Here is a 10305-nt window from a genome sequence, read left to right as displayed (position 1 = left end):
GATGACCAGCATCCTCTTCTTTATAACACTTAATACAACTCTTAGGTTTCTCACCTCGCATCATTGCTTTACGTGTACCTCTCATATAAGCATTATTCCAAGCTTCAGCTAAGGATGTATTAGCAAGATTAGAAGGCATACCATCATCATTTTTAATAATGCCAATATCCGATTCTACTTTATCTTGGGAGTCTGGGTTCTGAACACCAGATGCGTTTGCTGTACAGCATACTCGCATATGTCCATTTGGTCTGGTTGAGAGATGCACCCAAGGGAGTGCACAAAAAGTATCACTTGTTTCCATAATGTATTTTCCAAAAAATGATAAACTTGATATTAGTAAGTATTTTAGGGAATTTGGAGATAAACAGTTTTTTACCGTAGGTAGAACAGATGACGAATCCAAATATATGATTGCGGTAACCAGCGATAAAATTGTAGGAGAGTACTACCTATATGATGTAGAAGCTGATGAGGTAAGTTTACTCTATAAATTATTACCGCATCTAAAAGAAGAAGATATGGCGAGTATGAAGCCTATCACTTTTAAAAGTCGGGATGGATTAAGGCTACACGGTTATATTACTTTGCCGCATAACTATCAGGAAGGAATGCAAGTGCCATTAGTGGTAAATCCTCATGGCGGTCCACAGGGAATCCGTGATAGCTGGGGCTTTAATCCAGAAGCGCAATTATTCGCCAGCCGTGGCTATGCAACCTTAAATGTAAACTTTAGAATTTCTGGAGGCTATGGAAAAGAATTTTTAAAAGCAGGCTTTGGAGAAATTGGTCGTAAAGCAATGGACGATGTGGAAGATGGCGTAGATTATGTAATTGAACAAGGTTGGGTAGATAAAGAGCGCATAGCGATATATGGCGGCAGTCATGGTGGTTATGCTGTATTACGCGGAATGACAAAAACACCAGAAAAATATGCCTGCGGAGTAGATTATGTAGGTGTGAGTAACCTAAATACTTTTATGGAAACTATCCCGCCATACTGGGAAAAGTATCGGGAGTTATTATATAAGATATGGTATAATCCGGGCATTCCGGAAGAGAAAAAGGTTATGGACGAGATTTCGCCCGCCTTACATGTCGATGAAATCAAAAATCCGTTGTTTGTGGTTCAGGGGGCTAATGATCCTAGAGTGAATATTAACGAAGCCGATCAAATCGTAGAGACCCTTAGATCTAAAGGAGTAGAAGTGCCTTATATGGTGAAATACGATGAGGGTCACGGTTTTGCTAAAGAAGAAAATCGATTAGATCTTTATAAAGCGATGATGGGCTTTTTTGCGGAACACTTGAAGAATTAGAATTGATCAATTTGCTAATTTGAAGATGTGGCGATGGGGATTAAGAATTTAGATCGCTGCGCTGCTAGAATATAGGTCAGATAAAAGAGATTTCGCAAATCAAGAGCCAGGAAGCTATTTTAAAAATTTTGAATTTTAAATGCTGAATTTTGAATTTTTTTTAAGCTGACTGTTTAGAGTTTTGTACAGGTTATTGTTAATGGTCAATGTAGATTGACTGCTATCATCCTGGGCACTTCGATACGATTTTTGAAATCACTCAGTGACCTAAATGCTAATGAGGGCCGAGTGATTTTTCAAAAGCAGATTAATTGAATCTATGATTTGAAGTGCTTTATACGGTGATAATCTAGAATATAGAGAAGAGAAAATAGACGAGATATTCAAGAATCAAGAGCCAGGAAGCAGGACAAGAAGTTGAATTTTAAATGTTGAATTTTGAATTATTCTGAAAGCTGATGCCTTTTTCCGTTTACTGTAAAATAATTCAAGCTTCCCCATTCCATTCTGCGTAAAACTGATCTAAAAAGCTTTCCATATATTGATGGCGTTTTTGTGCAATTTCAGTACCAGTTTTGGTGTTCATTCGATCTTTAAGCAATAACAACTTTTCGTAGAAATGATTGATCGTTGGAGTATTAGAGGCTTTATATTCTTCTTTTGTCATATTTAATTTTGGCGCTATTTCAGGGTCATAAAGCGGTCTTCCCTTAAAGCCACCATAATTAAAGGTTCTTGCGATCCCGATGGCACCAAGGGCATCTAAACGATCGGCATCCTGAACGATATCCAATTCGGTCGAATGAAATTGTTGCTCTACATTTCCGCCTTTAAAAGAGATATTCTGAATAATTTTTACCACATGCTCGATAACATCTGCATTTACCTGCTGAGATTGTAGAAATTCGGTAGCTACTTTTGGCCCAACCGCCTCATCTCCATTATGAAATTTAGAATCGGCAATATCATGAAGTAATGCGCCAAGCTGAATGATAAAATCATTGGCCTCTTCTGTCTTAGCGATAAGTTTAGCATTATTTAAAACACGTTCTATATGAAACCAGTCATGCCCACCTTCAGCGTTTTTAAGTGTATCTTTTACAAACTGAATGGTGTTTTCAATAATCAAATCTTTGTTAGTCATAGTTTATCGAATATCAGCAATTATTGTACGCTCTACCAGGGCTACCAGGCTTTCCGGATCGGTAGAATCGATTTCAATAGGTTTATGAACTTTCATTCGTAATTTTACCCCTATTGTTAAAGGGAAACTTCCATCCTTTAAAAGTTGCCAGCAGTTATTAATGGTTATTGGTACCACCAGCGCATGTGGCATCTGCTTAAAAAGCATCTGCATTCCACTGGCCGCAAATTTTTTAGGTTGGCCATCTCGACTTCTTGTACCCTCAGGAAAGATTACGGCAGAGCGATTGGTCTCTTTTAAATATTTGGCAAATTTTGCCATTTTTAATAAACTTTCTCTACGGTTTTTACGATCGATTAAAACCGATCCACCATGTCTTAAATTAAAAGAAATACTGGGAATCCCTTTGCCCAATTCTTTTTTACTAACAAATTTGGGATGGTGTTTTCTTAAATACCAGATAATGGGTGGGATATCGTAAACGCCCTGATGGTTAGCAACAAATATACATGGACGCTCTACCGGGATATTATGTTCGTTTTCAACCACAAATCGTGTTCCTAATATGTTAAGGCAACGCAGCAAGAAAAAATTAAAAATATCTACACTTTTTTTATGTGCAGAATAACCTCCCAATTTTAATGATATCCATTGGACTGGATGAAATATTAGTAAGGTAAGAAAGAAAAAAAAGTAAAAAATTACCGTTAATGGATATGATAGTATTTTCTTCATTATGCAGTTTAAAACTACAAAAATAAGTTTTTAAAGGAAATAGCCACAGATTTCTTATACGATCATTCCATGTCGCATTCTGGGCAATATGGGAAAATAGTGGAGATAAAAAAACCGACAAGCAATTTGTCGGTTTTTGATATTTTAAATGTGAATGCTGCTTAGCAAAATTCGTCGTAAGCACCGGTAAGGTTCTCTGCAATCATTTCAGCAGGACGTCCTTCAATATGATGGCGCTCTAACATGTGTACCAGCTCACCATCTTTAAATAAGGCCATAGAAGGCGACGAAGGAGGGAACGGTACCATAAAACCACGAGCAACATCAGTAGCTTCGCGATCTACACCGGCAAAAACGGTATATAAGTTATCTGGAGTTTTTGCATTTTGTAAAGACATTCTGGCACCAGGACGAGCATTTGCTGCAGCACATCCGCAAACAGAATTTACTACAACTAACGTAGTTCCTTCTTTTTTCATTGCCGCTTCTACATCTTCTACGGTATGTAATTCTTCAAAACCTATGCTAGTAAGATCTTCTCGCATTGGCTTTACTAAATCTGCTGGATACATATATTGTAATTTATTATTAGACTTTATTAGTTTACAAAGATATTAAATTAAGTTCAGCTTCATGAAAGTCAGCCGTTAAACCTAATTTCTTATAAAGTTGTCGTGCGTAAATCGCTGCCCTTACAATAAAAGCGGTTAGTTTTGTAAATGTTATCTTTGCTAAAAAATTTCGATCTATGATAAAGTGGCTTTTAGCTGTTTTAGGTTTTATGTACATGCGATATCCCGGGGCCATTATTGGTTTTATCATTGGGACACTTTTAGATAATTGGAATCGCAGCAGTGGTGGCTTTTTACAGTCAATGATGGGAGGGAAGCAGACGTCTTCGGTAAGTCCGGGTGATTTTGAACTCAATTTATTGTCACTTTGCGCCCTGGTTATTAAAGCAGATGGTAAAGTTTCGCAAACCGAACTGGATTATGTGCGTTCCTATTTTGTTCGTGCTTACGGGAAAGAACGGGCCAATGCTACGTTTAGAACTTTTAATGATGTCATTAAAAACCGCGAATTATCGGCCTCCCGAATTTCACAATATTTGGCCAGCCGTACTCAGTATCCCACCCGATTGCAAATTACGCACTTTTTATTTGGGATTGCCCAGGCCGATGGCTCGGTAAGTACCTCAGAGGCTAATATGATCCAGCAAATCGCCAGTTATCTTAAGATTGGTGCTAAGGATTTTGAAAGTATTAAGGCCATGTTTCTTAAGCAAACGCCAGAGAGTGCTTATAAAATACTGGAGATTGATAAATCAGCCTCAGATGCCGATGTGAAAAAAGCCTATCGTAAAATGGTAAAGAAATACCACCCCGATAAGTTAGAACACATGGATGAGGCTTATAAAAAAGGGGCTCGTGAGAAATTTGATAAAGTACAGGAAGCCTACGAAACCATCCAGAAAGAACGTGGCTTCTAAGGCTCATCGAGCCATTTTTAATTGATGTAGTAAATGTTGGTTAATAGACGTTGCCTGCGCCGGGCTTTACGCTACAATCTTATGCTCGTTCCTCACAAAAGGATTTTCACTGCAATCCCTAACGCAAATTATTTTTGGATGGTTACGCAACTATTTAGTTGTTTAGGTATCTATTTATAAAACAGGGATTTATGAGAGCTACTTTACGATTTTTATTTTTACTGGTGTTTTTGGTAGGTTGTGCAGGTGATGATGAGGAGGAAATTGAATGTTCTTTGGAAAAAAATGCGCTTTTAGACTCTTATTATTCTCCACAATTTTTAATAAGACTGGTAGATGCTTCGGGGGAAAATCTTCTTGAAAACGGAAGTATTGATCCAGAGATTATTACGATACAATCAGCTTCGGGGAATTCTGATTTTGTTTATATACCCGAAATTGAAAATACAGCAACTAATACTATAGCTAGTGAAATTCAATATTCTTTGGGAGTATTTATGGCAGGCGGTAAGGAAACTTATAAATATCAAATAAGTGTAGAGGGATTTGAAACGACCGATTTGGTGATTCGGGCAGAACAAATTGAAGAACCTTGTTATTCTTATATTATTCCGATAAGTGCATCGATAAATGGGGAAGTTCTAGCGCAGATAGAGGTTTCTGAAACTGAGCTGCTTGTTATTCTGCCTTTAGTAGCGCAATAATGATATGCACTTAGCTTAGTGGATGCTTATCAACTCCATCATTTTTTTAGTCGTTAAATATTCAAATTCGCGGTTTTTAACCCTAAATTTTTCGTCTAAAATTAGGATCACTGGTAAGCTAAATTCAAAGTTTTCTCGACTAGCTAATAGAAGTGGAATCTGATGAATGCCATTTCGCATGCTTTCGGCTTGTTGATTATAGAATTTCTGGCCCTCAAAATTAATTGTATCAGTACTTTCGGCATTCATTTTAACCGCGTAGAAATCAGAGTTTAATTTTTCAATAATTTCAGCATTTTTAAATGCATTTTGCTCCATCTTTTTGCAGTACACACACCAATCGGCGTAGAAATAGATAAAAGTTTTTTTCGGTTTTCTGGCTAAAGAATCTTCTAATTGCTCAAAATTCAACCAGTTTATAGTATTGACTTTCTGGCTATAGCTGAGTATGGGCAAGGCTAAGAAAAGGATGAATATTTGAAGATTTTTAATCATTTTTTTAGCCATTACTATTTACTGTAAACTGTAACTTTCTATTTATCCTTCAGCTTTTTTAACTGCAAATCATTTCCGTCGAATTCGGCATAGGTATAATGTGTAATCCAGTCGCCGGTATTGATATATTTAGAATCTTCTTTCAGCTTAATTTCCATAGGTAAATGGCGGTGACCAAAAAGAAAATAATCATAATGTTTAGTTTCCAGTTTACGCCTACAATACTGGATTAACCATTCGTTATCTTCACCTAAGAATTCAGCATCTTCATCTCCTGAGATGAGCTTATTTTTTACTGAAAAATATTGGGCTAACGGAATGCCAATATCAGGATGCAGCCAACGATACAACCATTTTGCAAAGGGATTGGTAAATACCTTTTTCATCCGCTTATAGCCATAATCTCCCGGACCAAGTCCGTCCCCATGACCTATTAAAAAATTCTTTCCGTTAAATTCAAATTCCTGTGGTTTGCGATAGGTGGGGATATTTAGTTCTTCTTCAAAATAATTTTCCATCCATAGGTCGTGATTTCCGATGAAAAAATAGATGGGAATACCACTGTCTTTTAGTTCGGCCAGTTTTCCTAAAACTCTAACAAAGCCTTTAGGCACAGCATGTTTATATTCAAACCAAAAATCAAAAAGATCACCTAGCAAAAAAATAGCAGCGGCATCTTCTTTAATTTCATCCAACCATTTAACGAATATCGCCTCTCTGGGTTTACTGGCTTCTTTGGTGGGAGCACCTAAGTGATTATCACTACTAAAATATACTTTTTTTCCTTCGGGAATGATCATTGCTCGTTACTTAACTTTTACAAAGTTAACAGAAACTTGTAAAGCACGATTAGTTTCTGTTTTCAGAATACGCTATTAATTTCTGGAGGTCTTTTATCGAACCACCGTTAGTGACTTTAAAACCGTTTTCTTTTAAAATTTTGCTGGCTTTTACACTGCGTATTCCATGTGCGCAATAGGTGATATAATTAAGCTCTTTATTTAACTTTTTAAGGCTGTCTGAATTGATAATGCCCAGCGGAAAATTAATGGCATTTTTTATATGTCCCTGTTTAAATTCCCTTGGAGTGCGAACATCTAAAATTTGAAACTGACTAATATTCTTTCCTTTCAGCGATTGGTCTCTTTTTCTGTTGTTATAGTTTTTCAGCACAAAATAGGAGCCCAACAGTATTACGATGACAATGGCAGGAATAATCGGATTCATTTTTTAGTTTAATCAGTAAGATATCAAAAGTCTCGAAAATCAAGATTTCTAATTATCAATTGCATACCACTCTGCAAAGCTGCTTTCGGTTTCCTGAAGTTTTAAAGAATGTAGTTGAATATGATCCGGTAAATGTTTCTTTATTTTTTCAGCAAAATCAATTACCATATTCTCACTGGTGGGTTGATAGTCTACTAAAATTACATGATGACCACGGTTTTTTAATTCTTTGGCAAGCTCGATATGTGGGGTGTTTTGATTAAAAACTGTAGCATGATCAAATTGGTCTACAATTTCAGATTTCACGATCTTTTTTAGATCACCAAAATCGATTACCATTCCGTATTTTACATTTTCAGTATCTGTGATTGGCTCTCCAATAACAGTTACGCTAAGTTTATAACTGTGGCCGTGCACATTGCGGCACTTGCCATCATAGCCGTAAAGCGCGTGTCCTGTTTCAAAAGAAAATTGTTTGGTAATCCTGATTTTTGCCATACCGAAATTTTAAGTCTGCCTTGTGTAATTATTTTCCCTGTAAAATTTAAGCTGAAATTATATAAGATCGACTCTGGATTTTTCAGGGAATATTTAAAAGCAAAGGTATTAAAAGTGTATCCAATTTTGGAGATTATAGCTTCAGCATTTTTTTATCCCGGAAAATTTGAGTTAACTTTGAAGATGTAAACTTTAGGGGTGCCAATTAAATTTGGCTGAGATAACACCCTTTGAACCTGATCCAGATTAGCATCTGCGAAGGAAAAAGTACGAAAATTTTGAATCGAATATGGCCAATATCAGGCTGAAATCTTTTTGATTTATTTAAAAACCAGACTTACTATTTATAATCTGGTTTAAGAGTAAAAATTAAATTTCGGTTCATAGCTCGTGGATTTACCACGAAATTACTCACTTTTCTTCAGGGACAATTCCCCTTGGTTTACAGCTATTAAAAATCTAAGGATATGATAACTGTAAACGTAAACAACCAAAATCATTCTTTTAAAGAACCGGTAAAGCTTGATGAACTGCTGGAGCAGCTGAATATTCAGCCTTCAGGAATTGCCATCGCTATTAACAACGAGATTATTTCTAAACCCCAATGGGAGCATACCCTGTTGGAAGAAGGGAATAACGTACTGGTGATTCGTGCTACGCAAGGCGGTTGATCGTTTTATTTTCAGTAATCAAATTTTACACATCAATCTAAACCTTTTTAGTATGAAACCTAACCAATTACCGAGGGAAGAAGCCATCAGCAGAACGCCTTTTCCCAACTCAGAAAAAATTTACGTAAGAGGGCAGCTTCACGAAAATGTGAATGTACCGATGCGTAAGATCAATCTAGATGATACCGTCGATAAATTTAACGGTATCCGAACGCCAAATGAGCCTGTTTTGGTGTACGATACCAGCGGTGCTTACACCGATCCTAATGTAGAGATCGATGTTCGCATGGGTTTAAAACCTATTCGCCAGCAATGGATTGCTGCCAGGGAAGATGTGCAGCAGTTAAGCAGACTTTCCTCGGAATACGGCCGGCAACGAGAGGAAAATAAAAAGCTGGAGAAACTTCGGTTTCAACGAATCAGGAAACCTTTAAAAGCAAAGCCGGGACAAAATGTTACCCAAATGCATTACGCGCGGAAAGGAATTATTACGCCGGAAATGGAATTTATCGCCATTAGGGAAAATCAGAAACTTCAAGAAATAAATCAAATTACTCAGCAACATCCGGGCGAGAGTTTTGGGGCGAGTATTCCTAAAGTCATTACTCCTGAATTTGTTCGGGATGAGGTAGCGAAAGGATGTGCAATTATCCCTAGTAATATTAACCATCCTGAAAGTGAACCTATGATTGTAGGGCGAAACTTTTTGGTAAAGATCAATGCCAATATTGGGAATTCTGCCGTAAGTTCTTCGATTGAAGAGGAAGTAGAAAAAGCGGTTTGGGCATGTCGTTGGGGTGCCGATACGATCATGGATCTTTCTACCGGAAAGAATATTCACGAAACCCGTGAATGGATTCTTCGGAATTCTCCGGTACCCATCGGAACAGTACCTATTTATCAGGCTTTGGAAAAAGTAAATGGAAAAGCTGAAAATCTTACCTGGGAGATCTTTAGAGACACTTTAATTGAACAAGCCGAACAGGGTGTCGATTATTTTACCATTCATGCCGGAGTTCGTTTAAAATATATCCCGCATACTGCAAAACGGCTCACCGGTATCGTGTCTCGGGGAGGTTCGATCATGGCAAAATGGTGTTTGGCGCATCACCAGGAAAGTTTTTTATACACGCATTTTGAGGACATCTGCGAAATCATGAAAGCTTACGATGTAGCTTTTTCACTGGGCGATGGTTTGCGTCCTGGTTGTATTGCAGATGCGAACGATTATGCGCAGTTTGCCGAATTAGAAACGCTTGGCGAATTAACCAAAATTGCCTGGAAGCACGATGTACAATGTTTTATTGAAGGTCCCGGGCATATCCCCATGCACATGATTAAAGAAAATATGGACAAGCAGTTGGCAGAATGCGGGGAAGCGCCTTTTTATACACTAGGGCCATTAACAACCGATATTGCACCGGGTTATGATCATATCACTAGCGGAATTGGTGCCGCAATGATCGGCTGGTACGGTTGTGCGATGTTGTGTTATGTGACGCCAAAAGAGCATTTGGGTTTACCCAATAAAGAAGATGTAAAGGAAGGTGTGATTACCTATAAAATTGCAGCACATGCGGCCGATTTGGCAAAAGGTCATCCAGGAGCACAGCATCGCGATGATGCCATGAGTAAGGCGAGGTTCGAATTTCGATGGGAAGATCAGTTTAATTTAGCTTTAGATCCCGATACGGCGAGAGCTTATCACGATGAGACCTTACCTTCTGAAAATGCGAAAGTGGCTCATTTTTGTTCGATGTGCGGCCCTAATTTCTGTTCGATGAAGATCACACAGGATGTACGGAACTATGCTAAAGAAAACGGACTCGACAGTGAAGAAGCAATCAAAAAAGGCATGGAAGAGAAATCAGAAGAGTTTAAAAAGAAAGGCAGCGAAGTATATCTGTAGAGGTGTAAGTTTTTAAAGTTTGAAAGTTTGAAAGTTTGAAAGTTTGAAAGTTTGAAAGTTAGAAAGTTAGAAAGGTGAAAGTGTGAAGTTTGCGAGCTTCAAGTAATAACAAAG

At 37.7% G+C, this 10305-nt stretch carries 12 protein-coding genes, 1 pseudogene and 1 riboswitch; of the genes and pseudogenes, 5 read left to right on the top strand and 8 right to left on the bottom strand.

Annotation, left to right across the window (positions count from 1 at the left end; all coding sequences use genetic code 11):
• Nucleotides 1-304, bottom strand: a 304-nt coding sequence (locus tag QZ620_RS01900) for a hypothetical protein (protein ID WP_295178503.1), incomplete at its 3' end; no start/stop codon positions are given.
• Between the two features lie 46 nt (nt 305-350).
• Here QZ620_RS01900 and QZ620_RS01895 point away from each other — a divergent pair.
• Nucleotides 351-1319: pseudogene (locus QZ620_RS01895) on the top strand (S9 family peptidase); the annotation flags it as partial.
• Nucleotides 1320-1806: 487 nt separating this feature from the next.
• On the opposite strand, the gene QZ620_RS01890 reads toward QZ620_RS01895, so the two are convergent.
• The 3 genes from QZ620_RS01890 to QZ620_RS01880 form a co-directional block, all read right to left on the bottom strand.
• The gene (locus QZ620_RS01890) at nt 1807-2463 is read right to left on the bottom strand and encodes an HD domain-containing protein (RefSeq protein WP_295178501.1); all 657 of its coding nucleotides are present in this window, start codon (nt 2461-2463) and stop codon (nt 1807-1809) included.
• Between the two features lie 3 nt (nt 2464-2466).
• Nucleotides 2467-3198 (bottom strand): 1-acyl-sn-glycerol-3-phosphate acyltransferase, encoded by a 732-nt coding sequence (locus tag QZ620_RS01885; protein ID WP_272957434.1) that lies wholly within the window; start codon nt 3196-3198, stop codon nt 2467-2469.
• Nucleotides 3199-3359: 161 nt separating this feature from the next.
• Nucleotides 3360-3770 (bottom strand): BrxA/BrxB family bacilliredoxin, encoded by a 411-nt coding sequence (locus tag QZ620_RS01880; protein WP_013069643.1) that lies wholly within the window; start codon nt 3768-3770, stop codon nt 3360-3362.
• 176 nt (nt 3771-3946) lie between these two features.
• Between QZ620_RS01880 and QZ620_RS01875 the strand changes: the two genes are divergently transcribed.
• On the top strand, nt 3947-4687 hold the full coding sequence (locus tag QZ620_RS01875; protein WP_228252072.1) for a TerB family tellurite resistance protein: 741 nt from the start codon (nt 3947-3949) through the stop codon (nt 4685-4687).
• A gap of 191 nt (nt 4688-4878) precedes the next feature.
• Nucleotides 4879-5391: a hypothetical protein gene (locus QZ620_RS01870; RefSeq protein ID WP_013069646.1), complete on the top strand. Its 513-nt coding sequence runs from the start codon at nt 4879-4881 to the stop codon at nt 5389-5391.
• A gap of 15 nt (nt 5392-5406) precedes the next feature.
• On the opposite strand, the gene QZ620_RS01865 is transcribed toward QZ620_RS01870, so the two are convergent.
• The 4 genes from QZ620_RS01865 to QZ620_RS01850 are packed head-to-tail and all read right to left on the bottom strand — an operon-like array spanning nt 5407 to nt 7611.
• Nucleotides 5407-5898, bottom strand: coding sequence for a thioredoxin family protein (locus QZ620_RS01865; protein WP_013069647.1), 492 nt, complete (start codon nt 5896-5898; stop codon nt 5407-5409).
• A 26-nt stretch (nt 5899-5924) separates the two neighbouring features.
• Complete coding sequence (locus QZ620_RS01860) at nt 5925-6686, bottom strand: UDP-2,3-diacylglucosamine diphosphatase (protein WP_295178489.1); 762 nt, start codon at nt 6684-6686, stop codon at nt 5925-5927.
• Nucleotides 6687-6735: 49 nt separating this feature from the next.
• Nucleotides 6736-7113, bottom strand: coding sequence for a rhodanese-like domain-containing protein (locus QZ620_RS01855; RefSeq protein WP_013069649.1), 378 nt, complete (start codon nt 7111-7113; stop codon nt 6736-6738).
• A 48-nt stretch (nt 7114-7161) separates the two neighbouring features.
• On the bottom strand, nt 7162-7611 hold the full coding sequence (locus QZ620_RS01850) for a 6-carboxytetrahydropterin synthase (protein WP_013069650.1): 450 nt from the start codon (nt 7609-7611) through the stop codon (nt 7162-7164).
• Nucleotides 7612-7795: 184 nt separating this feature from the next.
• A riboswitch (TPP riboswitch) is annotated at nt 7796-7892 on the top strand.
• Nucleotides 7893-8078: 186 nt separating this feature from the next.
• Here QZ620_RS01850 and thiS point away from each other — a divergent pair.
• Nucleotides 8079-8282 (top strand): sulfur carrier protein ThiS, encoded by a 204-nt coding sequence (gene thiS, locus QZ620_RS01845; RefSeq protein ID WP_295178483.1) that lies wholly within the window; start codon nt 8079-8081, stop codon nt 8280-8282.
• Between the two features lie 52 nt (nt 8283-8334).
• Nucleotides 8335-10191, top strand: coding sequence for a phosphomethylpyrimidine synthase ThiC (gene thiC / locus QZ620_RS01840; protein WP_295178480.1), 1857 nt, complete (start codon nt 8335-8337; stop codon nt 10189-10191).
• Nucleotides 10192-10305: the final 114 nt, after the last annotated feature.

Source organism: uncultured Christiangramia sp. (genome assembly GCF_913046405.1).
GTDB lineage: Bacteria > Bacteroidota > Bacteroidia > Flavobacteriales > Flavobacteriaceae > Christiangramia > Christiangramia marina.
Note: the sequence above shows the minus strand (reverse complement) of the source record. Positions and strands in the feature narration are given on the sequence as shown.